The following is a 17,271-nucleotide window of genomic DNA, read 5'->3' as shown; positions in this document are numbered from 1 at the left end:
GATCGCACAGTAGCCCGTCGTCCGCCGGACGCCGTACCGGTCGGTAGCCTCTGCCGCCGGTGTCAGCCGAGGTCGGGGGCGTGCATGGCACGCACACCTTCGATGTTGCCGTCCAGATAGTGCCGCAGTGACAGCGGGACGAGGTGGACGGAGGCAATCCCGACCCGGGTGAACGGCACCCGGACGATCTCGTACTCACCCGCGGGCTCGTCGACCTCGGGGCCGTGGCGCAGGGCCGGATCCATGGACTCCAGGTGACAGACGAAGAAGTGCTGCACCTTCACGCCGGTCGCGCCCTCGTCCTCGCCGATGTGCTCCACGGTGTCCACGAAACACGGGACCACGTCAGAGATCTTGGCTCCGAGTTCCTCGTACACCTCGCGGTGGAGGGCGTCCACGACGGTGTTGTCGCCCGGTTCCACTCCTCCTCCGGGAGTGACCCAGTACGGGTCGACGCCGGGCTTGGTGCGCTTGATCAGGATGAGGTGGTCGCCGTCCAGGAGGACGGCGCGGGCGGTGCGCTTGACCACGGGTCGGACGGTCATGGGGAAAATGTGGCCCGGTTGGTTCCACGTGAAACATCGCAGGTGCTCACCGTGCGAGCCCGCCGGCTCAGTTCCAGTCGGCGGCCGCGCGCAGCAGCCCCTCATGGGCGCGGGCAATGTGCGGCATCGCCAACGTGCCGGTCCGCACTACCAGGAAGTAGGTCCGCAGCGGCGGCACCGCAGGCTCGTGCAGGGCGACGACGGCGCCGCGCTCCAGTGCATCGGCGCACAGATAGCGGGGCAGTACGGCGAGCCCGGCCCCCGCGACCGTACAGGCGAGCACCGCACGCAGATCGGGGGCGATGACCGTGCCAGGGGCGGCCGGGCGGGTGTCGAAGACGGACGCCCAGTAGCGGGCGACAAAGGGCAGCGACTCGTGCACCTCGACCACGGGAATGTGTTCCAGAGCGGGCGCGGGGGCCAGGCGGACCTTTTCGGCGCCGATGGGCTCCGCCCAGCGTGGCGCGGCGACCAGGACGTGCTCCTCGTCGCAGAGCGGAGTCGCCGTGAGCAGCGCGCCGCGCGGCCGGGCCGTGCCGATGGCCAGATCGTGATGTCCGGCGGCCAGTCCCTCGAGAGTCTCCTCGGCGTTGCCGAACGAAGCGCGCAGGGCGAAACCCTGCCCGTCCTCGCCGGTGAGCTCCGTGAGTACGGGAAGTGCCCGCTCGGCGGTGAACTCGGGAGGACCGGCCAGATGCAGGGTCCTCAGCAGGGAGTCGTCGTCCACCCCGGTTTCGGCGATCTCCACCAGGGCGTCGAGGTGCGGGGCGGCCTTGTGGGCGAGTTCGTCGCCGATGGTCGTCGGGGTGACGCCGCGGGCCTGCCGCAGAAACAGGGGGCGTCCGAGCTGCCGTTCCAGGGTGCGGATCTGCGAGGTGACGGCCGGCTGGGAGAGGCCGAGCAGGGCCGCCGCGCGGGTGAAGGAACCGGCCCGGTGCACGGTCACGAAAGTGCGCAGCAAGGCCAGGTCCACGAGAAACCCTCTCCCTCTTCTGTTTCCCTCCAGCCCCCCGGCCGCGCCCAACTATAAATATGTCGATAGGTCGCTGTCGCTACTGTGATTGGACACTGACACCGAGTCAACTAGCCTTAATCGCGCGGTTCTTCGCGCGCGGAACCGGAGGGCGGTCCGAGCCACGAGGGGGGAGGCTCGGACCGCCCGTCGTATGCGGCCGGACACGGCGCGGCGGCTGTGCGACGGCGGTCAGTCCGCCGATTCCTCCAGTGCGCGCAGCAGGTCAGCGACCAGGTCCCCCGGGTCCTCCGCGCCGACCGAGAGCCGGACGAAGCCCTCCGGCACCGCGTCGCCGCCCCAGCGTCCGCGCCGCTCGGCCGTGGACCGCACCCCGCCGAAGCTGGTCGCGTCGTCCACGAGCCGCAGCGCTTCGAGAAAACGATCGGCACGCGTGCGCGTGGGCAGCGTGAAGGAGACGACGCACCCGTAGCGCAGCATCTGCCGCGAGGCGATCGTGTGCGAGGGGTCGTCGGACAGCCCCGGGTACCGCAGACCGGTGATCTCGGGCCGCGTGCGGAGGGTTTCGGCCACCTTGAGCGCGGTGGCGTTCTGCCGGTCCACACGCAGCTGGAGGGTGGCGATCGAACGGTGTGCGAGCCAGGCCTCCATGGGCCCGGGGATCGCACCGACGATCTTGCGCCAGCGTCGTACGGCGGCCATTGCCCCGGCGTCGCGGCCGGCCACGTAGCCCAGCAGGACGTCGCCGTGGCCGGTGAGCTGCTTGGTCCCGCTGGCTACCGAGAAGTCAGCACCGAGCTCCAGCGGTCGCTGTCCGAGAGGCGTGGCGAGCGTGTTGTCGACGGCGACCAGGGCGCCACGCGCGTGGGCCGCCTCCACGAGCCGCCGGACGTCGCACACGTCGAGCCCGGGGTTCGACGGCGTCTCGATCCACAGCAGCTTCGCTCCGTCCAGCACGTCGAGCTGGGCGTCCCCGCCGGTCGGCGCGGTGCGTACCTCGATGCCGTACGCCTCCAGCTGGGCCCGGACCAGCGGCAGCGCCTGGTAGCCGTCGTCGGGCAGGACGGCCGCGTCACCGGCACGCAACTGTGAGAAGAGCACCGAGGAGATCGCTGCCATGCCGGAGGCGAACACGAGTGTCTCGACGTCGTCCTGCCCGGGCGCCTCCAGTTCACCGATGGCGCGCTCGAGGAGTGTCCAGGTCGGATTCTCGTCGCGGCCGTAGGTGTACGGACCGGTCGGCTCGCCCGGCAGATGGAAGTGGGCGGCGAAGACGGGACCGGGCAGCGTCGGTTCGTGCTTGACGGGCTCGGGCAGTCCGGCCCGTACCGCGCGTGTGCCGTCACCGGTGTCGGCAGGGACCCCCTCCGCGCCCGTACCGGCCTCGTCGTTCGTAGCGGAGTGGCTCATGCCGCCCGTCCTTCCACTTGCTCGCGTACCGCGGCGAGCAGTCCGGTGCTCGCCGTCTCCACCATCTCAAGGCATTCCCCGAAGCCGTCGACTCCCCCGTAATAGGGGTCGGGCACGTCCAGGTCGCCACGGTCGGCGGCCGGGTCGTAGGACCGCAGCAGCCGCACTTTTGCCGAGTCCTGCTCCGTGGGCGCGAGGCGACGCAGGGCCCGCAGGTGGCCGGTGTCGAGGGCGATGACGAGGTCGAGGCGGGAGAACCAGGACGGCCGGAACCGGCGGGCCGTGTGGGCGACGCCGTAGCCGTTCTCCTCCAGGACGGCCACGGTGCGGGGATCGGCGCCCTCGCCCTCGTGCCAGCCGTCGGTGCCGGCGCTGTCGGCCTCGACCAGGCCGCCCAGCCCGGCGTCCGCCACGCGCGCGTGGAAGACGGCCTCGGCCATCGGAGAGCGGCAGATGTTGCCCGTGCACACGAAGCAGACGCGGTAGGTCATCGGGATCAGTCCTTGTCGGGCAGGAACGCGTTGAGTGCCCAGGAGACGATCGAGATGATCAGGCCGCCCAGGACGGCGGTCCAGAACCCGTCGACGTGGAAGCTCAGGTCGAGCTTGTCGGCCAGCCATGACGTGAGCAACAGCATCAGCGCGTTGACCACCAGCGTGAACAGGCCGAGGGTCAGGATGAACAGTGGGAAGGTCAGTAGCTGCACGATCGGCTTGACCAGCATGTTCACCAGGCCGAACACCAGGGCGACGACGATGAGGGTGGCGGTCTTCTCGCCGGTGCCGCCCCCGGTCAGGGTGATCTTGTCGAGCAGCCACACGGCGACCGCGAGGGCGCCGGCGTTGGCGATCGTCTTGACTAGGAAATTCTTCATGTGTCTGATCGTGGCAGACGCGATCGGAAACGAACGGTGAGGCAGGGGCGGACGAGGCGATGAAGGCATTCCGGCTGGACGAACTGGAGGCGGAGCGTGCCGCCAACGACGGTGCCTACCTGCAGTTCCTGCGCGAACGGAACATGTCGGTCGGTCTGTACGCCCTCGACGCGGGTACGGCCGACCCCCAGCAGCCGCACGGGCAGGACGAGGTGTACTTCGTGGTGAGCGGGCGGGCCGCGATCACCGTGGGCATGGAGACGACCCAGGTCGCCCGCGGCAGTGTGGTGTACGTGCCGGCCGGGGTCGCGCACAAGTTCCATCACATCAGCGAGGACCTGCGGGTTCTGGTGGTGTTCTCTCCGCCCGAGAGCTGAGCCGCGACCCCGGGGTTCCCTAGGGGATCGGTCAGGGGGAGACAAGGGATGCGAGGGCCCTGCCGGGGCCCTCGCGGCTCTAGCATCGAGTGCAGGACAACAGAAGATTCCCAGCGGGATACCGGGCCATCCGAGGAACCGGCACTCGAACGGGCGGAGAGGTAAGGACGAGGGCGATGCGAGAGATCTTCACGGGACTGCCGTGGTGGGTGAAGTGGATCGCGGTGCCGGTCATCGCCCTGGTCGTGTTCGGCGGGCTGATCGCCAGTGTGGTCGGCTTCGTGATCGGACTGCTGTTCAAGCTGCTGGTCTTCGTGGCACTCGTCGGCGGACTGATCTACGTCGTACGCAAGTTCATGTCGAGTTCTTCGTCGCGCAGCGACTGGTGAGAGCCGTGGGGAACCGGTGGCGGTAACAGGAATCGCCGGTTCCCTCGCGCGAGGGAAGTTTCCCGGACGGGCCGTCGGCGAGCGGTGACCGGCGATTAGAGTCCGGTGACTCCACGCGGGGGCGACCCCGCGAGTGGTGTACACCCCCACCCGTGTTCCCCGCACGGGCTGCCCCCTCGCGTTCCGGGAGTGCCCCTTGGCCACGGCTGACACCGCATTCGTTCCACTGCACGCACTGCCCGTGCAGCCCCACTCGACGCCTGGGACACCCGCCGGGACTCCCTCCGCGGACCCTCCGGCCGTGACCCTCATCGGCTCCGTGCAGCGGGCGATGCGCCTTCTGGAGTGCGTCGCCGAGCACGAGTACGGAGCCCCGGCCAAGCAACTGGCCCGTGAGGCGCGACTGGCGCTGCCCACGGCGTACCACCTGCTGCGCACCCTGGTGCACGAGGGATATCTGCGCCGTGAGAAGGGTCTGTTCTTCCTCGGCGAGGCCGCCGAGCGGCTGAGCAGCAGCGGAGCCGAGCAGAAACGTCGCAGCACGGTGGTCGACGCGCTGGCACACATGCGCGACACGATCGGCGTTCCCGTCTACTACGCGATGTACCGTGACGGCGAGATCGAGATCAGGTGCGTCTCCGACACACCGGGCAATCCGGCGGTCGAGGAATGGGCGGACTTCCGCGAGACCGGGCACGCGCACGCCATCGGACAGTGCCTGCTGTCCCAGTTGGACGAGGATGCCCGCCGCGACCACCTGGACCGATACCCGGTGCAGCCGGTCACGCCGTACACGGTGCGTGACGGCCACAGTCTGCTGAAGCGACTGGAACGCATGCGGCGGATGACGCCGGTGACCGAACGCCAGGAGTACGCCCTGGGGACGGTCTGCGCGGCGATTCCGATCACCGTCGGCACCACGGCGGCGACGATGGCCATTTCCCTGCCCCTCCAACAGGCCGGTCGGCTGCTGCCCGCGGCGGACCGGTTGCAGTACGAGGTGGGACGGCTTCTGGGGTCACTCGCGATCTCTATCAGTATCTGAAAACTCACTCCTTGTGATCTGGTGTGTACGTTAAGCAAGATGCCATCAGTGTTAGAGGTTTGATTCCCGGACAGTCGACGGCGAATGACGGGGTAGGCGATGGGCGAGTCCGTACAGGCAGAGGTCATGATGAGCTTTCTCGTGTCCGAGGAGCTCTCTTTCCGTATTCCCGTGGAGCTGCGCTACGAGACCTGTGATCCCTATGCCGTGCGACTGACCTTCCATCTGCCCGGGGACGCGCCGGTGACCTGGGCGTTCGGCCGGGAGTTGCTGGTCGACGGGGTGGGACGGCCGTGTGGCGACGGTGACGTGCGTATCGCCCCGGTCGATCCCGAGCCGCTGGCCGAGGTGCTGATCCGGCTCCAGGTCGGCATCGACCAGGCGTTGTTCCGTTCGTCCGCGGCCCCTCTGGTGGCGTTCCTCGACCGGACCGACAAGCTGGTGCCACTGGGGCAGGAGGGCGCGCTCGCCGACTTCGACGCCCACCTCGACGAGGCCCTGGACCGCATCCTGGCGGAGGAGCAGAGCGCGGGCTGAACCGTTACGGCAGCTCCACAGCGTTGGCGTAACGCTTCGCCAGGGCAGCCGTCGAGGAGTCAGCGCTTACGACGGCGGCCCCGTCCGCGCACGGGAGCCGCACCCGTACCCGGCGTCGCCCCGGAGGCCTGTGCCGCCGGCCGGTCGGCCGGTCGACTGCCCGGCCGATCGGCCGACACGACGAGGGCCGCGAGGGCCGTGGTGACCGGAACGGACGCCACCAGGCCGATCGAGCCGACCAGCGTGCGAACGATCTCCTCCGCGACCAACTCGCTGTTGGCGACCGTCCCCACACCGCTCTGCGCGATCGAGAACAGCAGCAGCAGCGGCAGCGCGGCACCCGCGTAGGCGAGGACGAGCGTGTTGACGACCGAGGCGATGTGGTCTCGTCCGATACGGATGCCCGCGCGGTACAGCGCGCGTCGGCCCATCATCGGGTTGGCCTCGTGCAGTTCCCAGACCGCCGAGGTCTGGGTGACCGTCACGTCGTCGAGGACACCGAGCGAGCCGATGATGACACCGGCGAGCAGCAGGCCGCTCATGTCGATCGTCGGATACAGGCCGTGGATGAGACCGGTGTTGTCGTCCGTGTTCCCGGTCAGCGCGGCCCAGCCGATGAACAACGACCCGAGAACACCGATCAGCAACAACGAGATCAGGGTGCCGAGTACCGCCACGGAAGTGCGTGCGGACAGGCCGTGGCACAGATACAGCGCGATCAGCATGATGGCGCTGGACCCGACCACCGCCACGGCCAGCGGGTTCGATCCCTGCAGAATCGCGGGCAGGATGAAGAAGTTCAGCAGCAGGAAGCTCATGGCCAGCGAGACCAGGGCCATGAGGCCCCGCAGCCGTCCGACGACCACGACGGCGAGTGCGAAGATGCCGGCGAGCAGGGCCATCGGGAGCCGACGGTTGATGTCGGTCACCGAGTACTGCAGGTCCTCCGGCGCGGAGGGCTCGTAGGCGACCACGACCTTCTGTCCCTGCCGCAACTGCCGTGACTGGTCCGGCTGCACGATCTCGGTGAACGTGCGGCCCTTGTCGTCGCCGCTGTCGACGCGGATCGTCGCCCGCTTGCAGTCGCCGTTCGCCTGTTGCACCGCGGAGGAGCCCTCGGCGGTGGAGGTGTCGCCGGTGGGGGGGACGCCCGAGGCGTTGACGGACTGGCAGCTCAGCTCGACCACCTTGGTGACGGTGCCCTTCTCCGTCTGCCGGTCGAATCCCACCCCGGTGCGTTCGTGCGGCGGGGCACCGCCCGGCCACAGCACCGCGAGCCCGATCAGCACCGCCGCGGCGAACGGGATGAGGACCGCGGCGATGACCTTCCTCAGGTGCCGGGAGACGGGCGCCGCCGGTCCGTGCCCGTGGGCGTGCGCATGCCCGTGCCCGCCCCCGCCCCCGCCCCCGTGTCCCCCGGAACCGCCGTCTCCGGCACCGTGCCCACCACCCGCACCGTGCCCACCGCCGTCTCCGGCACCGTGCCTGTCGCTCACGTCAGGTCTGCCACCACCCGTGCCGTGAGAGCCGACGGGGGCGTGCCCGGCTTCATGGCGACTGTGGTCCTCGGCGCTCGGTCCGGGGCGGGGCTCGTGCGGCGGAAACGGGGGATGCTGCGGTGTGGTCACCGGCCGATCATCGCAAGAACGTGGGGGGCCCTCTGTTCACCGCGCCCGAATTGACGCTAGCGTGGAGTCACCTTTGTACACGCGGGAGCTCGGAGCACCGGGCTGAGAGGGCGCTGACCTCCGTCCCAGCGATGTTTCACGGGGAACGTCACCGAATCCGAGTGACGTTCCCCACGAAGCGTCGACAGACGGAAGCCGCTGCGTCGACCGCCGAACCTGTTACCGGGTAATGCCGGCGTAGGGAGTAGGTCTCATGACCATCAAGGACGCACGCACGCCTGCCTCCACGCAGAACTCCGCCCAGGAGGAGCCCACGGAGGTCGGGAAGTCCATCGGCTGGCACAAGGCGTACCTCGGGGGCTCGCGCCCCGACCTGCGCGTGCCGGTTCGTCAGGTGCACCTCACCAACGGGCAGTCGGTCACGCTGTACGACACTTCGGGCCCGTACACCGATCCGCTCGTCGACACCGATGTCCGCAGGGGGCTGTCTCCGCTGCGGGAGAACTGGATCATCGCCCGCGGCGACACCGAGGAGTACGCGGGCCGTCCCGTTCGTCCCGAGGACGACGGAATCAAGCACACCTCGCCGCGCGGTGGTCTGCGCAACCTGGACGCCGTCTTCCCCGGACGGCCGCGTCAGCCGCGCCGGGGGAGGGACGGCAGCGCGGTCACACAGCTCGCGTACGCGCGCAGGGGCGAGATCACGCCCGAGATGGAGTACGTGGCCGTGCGGGAGAGCGTCTCGCCGGAAGTGGTCCGTGAGGAGATCGCAGCCGGCCGGGCCGTACTCCCCGCCAACGTCAACCACCCGGAGATCGAGCCGATGATCATCGGCAAGAGGTTCCTGGTGAAGGTCAACGCCAACATCGGCAACTCGGCGGTGACGTCCTCCATCGAGGAGGAGGTCGACAAGATGACCTGGGCGACCCGATGGGGCGCCGACACGGTCATGGACCTCTCCACCGGCCGCAACATCCACACCACGCGCGAGTGGGTGCTGCGCAACTCCCCCGTCCCCATCGGGACAGTGCCGCTCTACCAGGCCCTGGAGAAGGTCGACGGCCGGGCCGAGGAGCTGACCTGGGAGATCTACAAGGACACGGTCATCGAGCAGGCCGAGCAAGGCGTGGACTACATGACGGTCCACGCCGGAGTGCGCCTGGCGTACGTGCCGCTCACCGCGAACCGCAAGACCGGCATCGTCTCGCGCGGCGGCTCGATCATGGCGGCATGGTGCCTGGCGCACCACAGGGAGTCGTTCCTCTACGAAAACTTCGAGGAACTCTGCGAGATCCTCGCCGCCTACGACGTCACGTACTCACTCGGCGACGGCCTGCGGCCGGGCTCGATCGCGGACGCCAACGACGAGGCGCAGTTCGCGGAGTTGCGCACGCTCGGGGAACTCAACCGAATCGCCAAGCGTTTGAACGTACAGACCATGATCGAAGGCCCGGGCCACGTCCCGATGCACAAGATCAAGGAGAACATCGACCTTCAGCAGGAGATCTGCGATGAAGCTCCGTTCTATACGCTCGGCCCCCTGACGACGGACGTCGCTCCGGCGTACGACCACATCACCTCCGGCATCGGTGCCGCGATGATCGCCTGGTGGGGCACGGCCATGCTCTGCTACGTCACGCCCAAGGAACACCTGGGCCTGCCCAACCGTGACGACGTCAAGACCGGCGTCATCACCTACAAGATCGCCGCCCATGCCGCCGACCTCGCCAAGGGGCACCCAGGCGCGCAGGAATGGGACGACGCGCTGTCGGACGCCCGCTTCGAGTTCCGGTGGGAGGACCAGTTCAACCTGGCTCTCGACCCGGACACGGCGCGGGAGTTCCACGACGAGACGCTGCCGGCCGAGCCCGCCAAGACGGCCCACTTCTGCTCCATGTGCGGGCCGAAATTCTGCTCGATGAAGATCTCCCAGGACATCCGACGCGAGCACGGAGGCAGCAAGGCCGAGATCGAGGAGGGCATGGCCCAGAAGTCGAAGGAGTTCGCGGCGAGCGGGAACAGGGTGTACTTGCCGCTGGCCGACTGAGCGTCCCCCGCTGCGATCTCACACTGAGCCGCCCCGTACGCGTGCGGCGAGGGCGCTCAGTGTGAGCCGGGGGCCGATGCCTGTCCGGGAGGCCTGGCCATCCCGAACGGGTTGTCGATCACGTAGCGCCCGTATCCGTACGGCACCGGCGAGCCACGTCCGGCCCGAGGGCGGTTGTCCGGTCGAAGTCGCTCTCGCGGCCGTCCTCTGGTCGCTGTACCACCTCGCCGCTGCGTGAACTGAAAGAGGAGCCCCGGGGGCTCACGGAGCTGCGAGTCCTTCAAGAGCGGGGCCCGGGGGAGGTCGAACGGCGGCGCGACTTCCCCGTGCGGACGCGGTACGGCCTGACGGAAGCGGGCCGGTCTCAGCGTCCGCTGCTGGTCGAGCTGTCCGCGACGGGTGAGGAGCTGCTGCGTCCGACCCACGCCACAGCCGATGACGAGCAGTCCCCGGGGAGCCGACGCACCGGTGAGGCGCCCGAGCCGGACGCGCCTGATGAGGGACGTGAAGCAGATGCGGACAGGTAACGCTGAGGCAGCCGAGACCGGATGAGGCCGGATGAGGCAGATGGGTGGGTGGACAGGAGCGGCCGCCGGGGCCTGCCCCTCCCCACCGAGGGGTTCGGCTGGGCAGACTGGGCGCATGACAGCCACCTCCCTGAGCAAGGGCGCCAACCTCGCCGTCGACTCCCCCGCGGTGCGTGTCGAACTCGTCTGGTCCGCCGGTCCGGGGGTGCCGGAGGTCGATGCCTCAGCGCTGCTGCTCACCTCGGCCGGACGGGTGCGGGACGACGGCGACTTCGTCTTCTACAACCAGCCTCGCCACGCGTCCGACGCGGTGGTGTATCTGGGCAAGCAGGACGGCCACGGCTCCGGCGCGGGTGTCACGACCGATGCCGTCGAGGTGGACCTGCGCTCGGTGGAACCGGCCGTCGACCGCATCGCCCTGTGCGCCTCGGCGGACGGCGGGACGTTCGGTCGGGTCCCGGGGCTGTCACTGCGCCTGCTGGATGCCGGGACCCGCACCGAACTGGCCCGGTTCGACATCACGGCCGGCACGGAGACCGCGATGGTCGGCGGCGAGTTGTACCGGCGCCAGGGCAAGTGGAAGTTCCGCGCGGTCGGGCAGGGATACGCCTCCGGCCTCGCGGGGCTGGCCACCGACTTCGGCATCAGTGTGGACGACACTCCCCCGGATGCCGCGCCCGCCGCCCCGTCGACGGCAGCGGCTCCCCCGCCGCTCGCGCCCCCGGCATCACCGGCGCCCCCGGCATCACCGGCGTCCCCGGCACCGCCCGCACCGACGGCCCCCTCCGCTCCGCCCACGGCGACGGCCTCGCCGCAGGCCACCACCGGCTCCGGCCCCCGCCTCACCAAGGGTGAGGAACAGCTTCCCGTCGACATGCGCAAGCGACTGTCCCTGCGCAAGGAACAGGTCGCTGTCAGCCTGACCAAGCACGGGGCGGCCGGGGCCACCGCACGCGTCATCCTGGTCCTCGACGCCTCCGGGTCCATGTCCTTCCTCTACTCCAAGGGCGTGGTCACGGACGTCGTGGAGCGGATGGCCGCCGTCGCCGCGCAGCTGGACGACGACGGTGAGATGCAGGCATGGACCTTCGCCTCGAACCCCGCCCGGCTGCCCGACCTGCGCCTGGGTGACCTCCCCGACTGGCTTCGGCTGCATGTACGCGTGGGGGAGATCAGCCTGTTCCGCCGCGGCCGGAAGAAGGGCCTGCACCCCGAGCAGGTCGACATGCGGGCGGTCGGCATCCAGAACGAGGAGCAGAAGGTGATCGCCGAGGTCCGGGCCTACGTCCGGGACAACCCGGCGTCGGTTCCGACCCTGGTGCTGTTCTTCTCCGACGGCGGTGTCTATCGCAACGCCGAGATCGAGCGGGAGCTGCGGGAGGCGGTGGAGGAGCCCGTCTTCTGGCAGTTCGTGGGGCTGGGGCGGTCCAACTACGGGGTGCTCGAACGGTTCGACACCCTGCCGGGCCGCCGTGTCGACAACGTCGGCTTCTTCGCCGTGGACGACATCAGCACCGTCCCGGATCCGGAGCTGTACGACCGACTGCTGTCCGAGTTCCCGTCCTGGATCACTGCCGCCGGCCGGGCGGGCATCCTCTGATCCGTTGCCCGCCCGGGCCGGTGGCTACTCGGGCTGGTGTTCCGGGCCACCGAAGTCCGGGCTGCTGTAGTCCGGACTCGAGTAGCGCGGACGCGGGCCGGCCTCGGGGCCGCCGTCGGGGCTCGTGAAGCCGGGACGGCCGTAGCCGAGGTGCGGCATGCGGCTGGCCGGCCTCGCCAGGCCCGTACGGTGCAGTGCCGTCGTGCTCGGGTCGGCCAGTGCCTCCCGCAGGAACGGCAGGATGCCGCGTTCCAGCAGGGCGTCGTGCCAGGCGTCCCTGGCCCGGACCACTTCCTCGTCGTGTTCGTCGTAGAAGTGGGGCTCGGCAGTGGGTCGGTTGCGCAGCGCGGTGAGCAGCAGGCCCACAGCGGCGACGAGGATCGCCACCGCGGTCACGGCGCCGAACACCCATCCGGTGGTGAGCATGGTCTGGGCGAAGGTTTGCCCCGGATCGAGCATCTTCAGGATGTACCCGACCAGCAGGAAGATCGCCGCGGCCGTGCCGGCCAGGACGGGTGCCAGGACGGCGACGACGGCGACGGCACCCGCGCCGGTCGCCTCGGCGACCTCGCCCATGGTGGCTGCGAGCCCCACCCCGCCCGTGCCCGGCTCGTCGGAGCCGGACTCGCGTGTGGACGACGACGGGGCGGACGGCGCCGGATGGCGCAGTTCCTCGCGGACCTTCACGTAGTGCTGGTACTCGGTCGTGGCCGCCGCCGTGATGAGGGCGGTGGCGTTGAGTGCCATGGTGCGCAGTTGTTCGGGGTTGAGCCGCTGTCCGACAGCGGCCAGTTCCGGGCGGTGTGGTGCGGAGCGCAGTGCCTCGTCGAGGACCCGCTCGTACTCTTTGCGGTCCTCGTTCGACAGGTACTGCGGAACGCTGTTCATGTGCATCCCCCGATGCTCCGTAGGGCTTGGGGCTCGCATGCCAACGAGCCGTCGGGCAGAAACGGAGGGGAGCCTGCTACGGATAAGCCGATGGTAGAGCGGTGACGGTGGGCGGTGACAGGGGGTTTCCAGAAATTGGGTGCCGACCTGTATGGACGCGACCGCGCTGAGACCGGTCCGGTGAACCGTCAGACGTCGAGCGGCAGTTGCTGGACCAGCAGCTTTCCGGCCATGGTCACGCCGCCGTCCATCGCGATGGCCAGTCCGTCCGCGTAGACGTGAGGTCCCTCCACCGCGGTACGCGTGTCGTCCTCGCCGTCCTCGGAGCCGACCTCGCCCAGCAGGTAGGGGATGGGGCTGTGGCCGTGCACGATCCGGGTGCCGCCGTACGTGTCCAGCAGGGAGCGCACGGCGTCGGCGCCGCCCTCGTCCCGGAAGGAGAAGCGCTTGGTGAACTTGCGGAACAGGTCCCACACCTCTTCCGCGTCGTTGCGCGTGAGCGCCTCTCGGACGGTGTCGTTGACCTCCTCGATGGAGCGGCCGTAGTCGAGGTAGGTGGTGGCGTCCGAGTGGACCAGGAGGTGGTCGTCGACCTCTTCCATGGCGTCGAGGCGGGCCATCCACTGCAGGTGGTGGTCCTGGAGTCGGTCCATGTCGGTCTTCTGGCCGCCGTTCAGCAGCCAGGCCGCCTGGAAGGTGGCGGTGCCCGCGCCGGAGTTGACGGGCGTGTCGCCGAATCGCCTGGCGCCGAGCAGCAACAGCTCGTGGTTGCCCATCAGCGCCTTACAGTAGCCGCCGGCCGCCGCGGCCTCGGCGGACAGCCGCATCACGAGGTCGATGACGCCGATGCCGTCCGGACCGCGGTCCGTGAAGTCACCGAGGAACCACAGGCGGGAGGTGCCCGCGCACCACTGCCCGGCGGCGTCGATGAGGCCCTTCTCCCGAAGGGCGGCCAGCAGCTCGTCGAGGTAGCCGTGCACGTCACCGACGACGAACAGCGGTCCCTGACCTCTGGCGGGCTGCTGCACCTGGACCGGTTCGGGGTCGACGGTCACCTGGACCGTGTCACCCCGACGGATGACGGGCAGATCCCGCTGAGTGGGCGTGTACCCCTCCGGAAGGCCTTCCTCGTACCCCTCCTCGGAGGGCGGCGCGGACTCGCTCGCGCGCGTGCCGGTGGCGGCGTACGGAGCGGCCTCGTGGACGTACGCGGGCACCCGGAAGTCGCGTACCGTCGCCGTCCGCTCCACCTCGGGTCCCTGACCGGCCCCCTGAGTCATCGACCCCTCCACCATCGCGCCGCATCTGCACCGCTTCGGACTGCCTGGTCGCAGCGGCCCGCGGTGTGTGGGCCCATCATAGGAATGCGGATCGCGCTGTGTGATGACCCAGGGGTGGTGAATCAGAACAGGACTCCGGTTCGCCGCGGCTTTCGCCCCGATTGGACCCGGCTTAGCCCATCCGTGACGGCGGTTCCGTCATGCCCGGGACGCGCCGGGCACCGCCTCCACCCTCCTCGCCGCCGTCGCCGCGTGACATCCCGCCGTGCCCGCGCGTGACATCCCGCCGTGCCCGCGTATGGCCGCCCACGCTCCCGCGCAGGGCCGCCCCGCTCCAGCCCCGTGCCCACCGGCCGACCCCGCGTTTCCGTGTGCCCGCGGACGGCCCTACGTGCCCTCGGGCGACCGCGGAGGGCTGACCGTCGTACGGGGCGGGCGGCGCTGCGACGATGTACGCACGATCAGTTCGGTCGGTATCACCTGCTCGACCGGTTGGTCCGAGTCGAGCCCCTCGATGGCGTCGATGAGGACCTGGATCACCGCCGTGCCGATGCGGCGTGGTTTGAGCGAAAGGGTCGTGATGGGTGGCTCGGTGCTGGCGTACACGGTGGATTCGCTGCAGCAGACCAGCAGCAGGTCCTCCGGGACGCGCAGCCCGTAGCGGCGGGCGGCGGCGAGCAGGTCGGTGCCGTTCGGGTCGAAGAGGCCGTAGACGGCGTCGGGCCGGTCGGGGCGGGCGAGCAGCCGGTCGGCGGCGACCGCGCCGGCACACGGGTCATGGGCCGGGTAGGCCTCGTAGACCGGGTCCTGGCCGACGCGCTCGCACCAGTGCAGGTAGGCGGTGGTCGACAGATGGGTGTACGTGTCGGTCGTGGTTCCGGTGAGCAGGCCGATCCTGCGGGCCCCTGCGTCGGCCAGGTGGTCGAGGATGCCGAGTACGGCGGCCTCGTGGTCGTTGTCGACCCAGGCGGTGACGGGGAGTGAGCCGGCCGGGCGGCCGTCGGAGACGACCGGTAAACCCTGGCGGACCAGTTCGCTGACGACCGGGTCGTGGTCGGAGGGGTCGATGACGACCGTGCCGTCGAGGGCGACGTTGGACCACACGTCGTGACGGGAGGTCGCCGGGAGGATGACGAGGGCGTAGCCGCGGGCGAGCGCCGCGGACGTGGCGGCGCGCGCCATCTCGGCGAAGTACGCGAACTCGGTGAAGGTGAAAGGTTCATCCCCGTACGTGGTGACGGTCAGGCCGATGAGTCCGGACTTGCCGGTGCGCAGCGTGCGGGCGGCGGCCGAGGGCCGGTAGCCCAGTCGGTCGGCGACCTCGCGCACATGGCGCCGGGTGGCATCCGGGAGTCGGCCCTTGCCGTTGAGGGCATCGGAGACGGTAGTGATGGACACTCCGGCGGCGGCGGCCACGTCCCTGATGCCCGCCCGGCCCGGCCGACTGCCTCGACGTGAGGTTTCCGCGCGGCTCACCTGGTGCTTCCCTGCTGCTGTCATGGCGAGCCGATAGTAGGGCTCATGGGGTGGGGTAGGGCGGACGCATATGCATGCGTTGACAGTCACGTTTCTGCAAGATCATAAAGCCGCAATAGCCTTGCGAATTAAGCCACTTGAGCACCTGCACCCCCGTACCTGGCGTGTCGAACAGTGAGGGCCTGCCAAGTGGTGGATGTTGCGAAGAGGTCTCAACTCACCTGCACGGGGGATGCGCGCCACGGCGCGAGCCACCGGCGCGTAGATATATGTGCGGCGCGCCCCCGAATCGTGCGCCTTCGTGTGCTGATGCCCCTGATTCCCCTGAGGGCAGTGTGACGGACCAGGTCTGGCCTCAGCTATACGCAGCGGCGCCGAATCCTCATAGGGTAAGAAGTATTCGATTCCGGTGCTGGTCACGAGGAGGACTGCGGTGAGCGAGACGAGCCCCAAGCTGCGCGCCGAGCTGGAGGGTATTCCCACCTACAAGCCGGGAAAGCCCGCCGCGACCGACGGCCCGGAGGCCTACAAGCTGTCCTCCAACGAGAACCCCTATCCGCCCCTGCCGGGCGTGATGGAGACGGTGACGGCCGCGGCCGCGTCCTTCAACCGGTACCCGGACATGGCCTGTACGTCCCTGATGAGCGAACTGTCGGACCGGTTCGTCGTGCCCCTCTCCCACCTGGCCACCGGAACCGGCTCTGTGGGTGTCGCCCAGCAGCTCATCCAGGCGACCTCGGGCCCGGGTGACGAGGTGATCTACGCCTGGCGCTCCTTCGAGGCGTACCCGATCATCACGCAGGTCAGCGGCGCGACGTCGGTGAAGGTGCCGCTGACGCCCGGTGACGTGCACGACTTGGACGCGATGGCGGCCGCGATCACCGACCGGACCCGGCTGATCTTCGTCTGCAACCCCAACAACCCGACGGGCACGGTGGTGCGGCGGGCCGAGCTGGAGCGGTTCCTCGACCGGGTGCCGAGCGACGTCCTGGTGGTCCTCGACGAGGCCTACCGGGAGTTCATCCGCGACCCCGAGGTGCCGGACGGCGTCGAGATCTACCGTCAGCGGCCCAATGTCTGCGTCCTGCGCACCTTCTCCAAGGCGTACGGACTCGCCGGCCTCCGGGTCGGGTTCGCCATCGCACACGAACCGGTGGCTGCGGCGCTGCGCAAGACGGCGGTGCCCTTCGGAGTGAGCCAGATCGCGCAGGAGGCGGCGATCGCCTCGCTGCGGGCCGAGGACGAGCTGATCGGCCGGGTCGGTTCGCTGGTGTGTGAGCGCACGCGCGTGGTCGACGCGCTGCGCGCGCAGGGCTGGACGGTGCCGGAGACCCAGGCCAACTTCGTGTGGCTGCGGCTGGGGGAGAGCACGGTCGCCTTTGCTGACGCCTGCGAGCAGGCCGGCGTGGTCATCCGGCCGTTCCCGGGTGAGGGCGTGCGGGTGACGGTCGGGGAGAACGAGGCGAACGACATCTTCCTGAAGGTGTCGGAGGAGTTCCGCAAGGAGCTGTAGGTCCGCCGCCGCAACGCGCCAGTCACTCGCCGTACGCGCGAGTCGCTGTGTGCGCAGGTCGCTGTGGAGAGACGGGCCCGGGGGGGGGGGGGGGGGGGGGGGGGGGGGGCGGGGGGCGGGGGGGGGGGGGGGGGGGGGGCCGGGGGGGGGGGGGGGTAGGGG

The 17,271-nt window shown here is 69.7% G+C and carries 16 protein-coding genes and 1 riboswitch; of the genes, 7 read left to right on the top strand and 9 right to left on the bottom strand.

The features are described 5' to 3' along the window. Positions 1-62: 62 nt before the first annotated feature. From ACH4NX_RS28445 to ACH4NX_RS28425, 5 genes are all read right to left on the bottom strand, one after another. Positions 63-545, bottom strand: coding sequence for an NUDIX hydrolase (locus ACH4NX_RS28445; protein WP_351387675.1), 483 nt, complete (start codon positions 543-545; stop codon positions 63-65). A 67-nt stretch (positions 546-612) separates the two neighbouring features. Continuing rightward, on the bottom strand, positions 613-1,518 hold the full coding sequence (locus ACH4NX_RS28440) for a LysR family transcriptional regulator (RefSeq protein ID WP_351387677.1): 906 nt from the start codon (positions 1,516-1,518) through the stop codon (positions 613-615). A gap of 231 nt (positions 1,519-1,749) precedes the next feature. Next, complete coding sequence (locus tag ACH4NX_RS28435) at positions 1,750-2,928, bottom strand: cystathionine gamma-lyase (protein WP_351387679.1); 1,179 nt, start codon at positions 2,926-2,928, stop codon at positions 1,750-1,752. After that, positions 2,925-3,419 (bottom strand): low molecular weight protein-tyrosine-phosphatase, encoded by a 495-nt coding sequence (locus ACH4NX_RS28430; RefSeq protein WP_398129075.1) that lies wholly within the window; start codon positions 3,417-3,419, stop codon positions 2,925-2,927. The genes ACH4NX_RS28435 and ACH4NX_RS28430 overlap by 4 nt, the downstream gene beginning before the upstream one ends. Before the next feature lie 5 nt (positions 3,420-3,424). After that, complete coding sequence (locus ACH4NX_RS28425) at positions 3,425-3,802, bottom strand: phage holin family protein (protein WP_351387685.1); 378 nt, start codon at positions 3,800-3,802, stop codon at positions 3,425-3,427. 59 nt (positions 3,803-3,861) lie between these two features. Between ACH4NX_RS28425 and ACH4NX_RS28420 the strand changes: the two genes are divergently transcribed. The 4 genes from ACH4NX_RS28420 (at position 3,862) to ACH4NX_RS28405 (ending at position 6,150) form a co-directional block, all read left to right on the top strand. Next, positions 3,862-4,179, top strand: a complete 318-nt coding sequence (locus ACH4NX_RS28420) for a cupin domain-containing protein (RefSeq protein ID WP_279565173.1) — start codon at positions 3,862-3,864, stop codon at positions 4,177-4,179. 176 nt (positions 4,180-4,355) lie between these two features. Continuing rightward, positions 4,356-4,568, top strand: a complete 213-nt coding sequence (locus tag ACH4NX_RS28415) for a DUF5326 family protein (RefSeq protein ID WP_007388908.1) — start codon at positions 4,356-4,358, stop codon at positions 4,566-4,568. A 319-nt stretch (positions 4,569-4,887) separates the two neighbouring features. After that, complete coding sequence (locus ACH4NX_RS28410) at positions 4,888-5,613, top strand: IclR family transcriptional regulator (protein ID WP_398129129.1); 726 nt, start codon at positions 4,888-4,890, stop codon at positions 5,611-5,613. A 99-nt stretch (positions 5,614-5,712) separates the two neighbouring features. After that, positions 5,713-6,150 (top strand): SsgA family sporulation/cell division regulator, encoded by a 438-nt coding sequence (locus ACH4NX_RS28405; RefSeq protein ID WP_351387688.1) that lies wholly within the window; start codon positions 5,713-5,715, stop codon positions 6,148-6,150. A 59-nt stretch (positions 6,151-6,209) separates the two neighbouring features. Here the strand turns inward: ACH4NX_RS28405 and ACH4NX_RS28400 are convergent, their stop codons facing one another. Then, on the bottom strand, positions 6,210-7,778 hold the full coding sequence (locus ACH4NX_RS28400; RefSeq protein WP_398129076.1) for a YibE/F family protein: 1,569 nt from the start codon (positions 7,776-7,778) through the stop codon (positions 6,210-6,212). Positions 7,779-7,849: 71 nt separating this feature from the next. After that, positions 7,850-8,039: riboswitch (TPP riboswitch) on the top strand. On the opposite strand from ACH4NX_RS28400, the gene thiC reads away from it, so the two are divergent. Continuing rightward, on the top strand, positions 8,032-9,825 hold the full coding sequence (gene thiC, locus ACH4NX_RS28395; RefSeq protein WP_351387693.1) for a phosphomethylpyrimidine synthase ThiC: 1,794 nt from the start codon (positions 8,032-8,034) through the stop codon (positions 9,823-9,825). (Overlaps the previous riboswitch by 8 nt.) A gap of 642 nt (positions 9,826-10,467) precedes the next feature. Next, complete coding sequence (locus ACH4NX_RS28390; RefSeq protein ID WP_351387696.1) at positions 10,468-11,952, top strand: VWA domain-containing protein; 1,485 nt, start codon at positions 10,468-10,470, stop codon at positions 11,950-11,952. A 24-nt stretch (positions 11,953-11,976) separates the two neighbouring features. On the opposite strand, the gene ACH4NX_RS28385 is transcribed toward ACH4NX_RS28390, so the two are convergent. The 3 genes from ACH4NX_RS28385 to ACH4NX_RS28375 all read right to left on the bottom strand — a co-directional run bounded on the left by ACH4NX_RS28385 (position 11,977) and on the right by ACH4NX_RS28375 (position 15,620). Beyond that, positions 11,977-12,846, bottom strand: coding sequence for a hypothetical protein (locus ACH4NX_RS28385; RefSeq protein ID WP_351387698.1), 870 nt, complete (start codon positions 12,844-12,846; stop codon positions 11,977-11,979). Between the two features lie 182 nt (positions 12,847-13,028). After that, entirely contained in the window at positions 13,029-14,135 is a 1,107-nt protein-coding gene (gene sppA, locus ACH4NX_RS28380; RefSeq protein ID WP_351387700.1) for a Ser/Thr/Tyr protein phosphatase SppA, read from the bottom strand. Positions 14,136-14,507: 372 nt separating this feature from the next. Beyond that, a complete protein-coding gene (locus ACH4NX_RS28375) occupies positions 14,508-15,620 on the bottom strand; it encodes a LacI family DNA-binding transcriptional regulator (protein ID WP_351387703.1) in 1,113 nt (370 codons plus the stop codon). Positions 15,621-16,029: 409 nt separating this feature from the next. On the opposite strand from ACH4NX_RS28375, the gene hisC reads away from it, so the two are divergent. Beyond that, positions 16,030-17,109 carry a histidinol-phosphate transaminase gene (hisC, locus tag ACH4NX_RS28370; RefSeq protein ID WP_398129077.1) on the top strand — a complete coding sequence of 360 codons (1,080 nt, stop codon included), beginning with the start codon at positions 16,030-16,032 and terminating at the stop codon, positions 17,107-17,109. Positions 17,110-17,271: the final 162 nt, after the last annotated feature.

It is taken from the genome of Streptomyces sp. NPDC017225, assembly GCF_044331465.1.
GTDB lineage: Bacteria > Actinomycetota > Actinomycetes > Streptomycetales > Streptomycetaceae > Streptomyces.
Note: the sequence above shows the minus strand (reverse complement) of the source record. Positions and strands in the feature narration are given on the sequence as shown.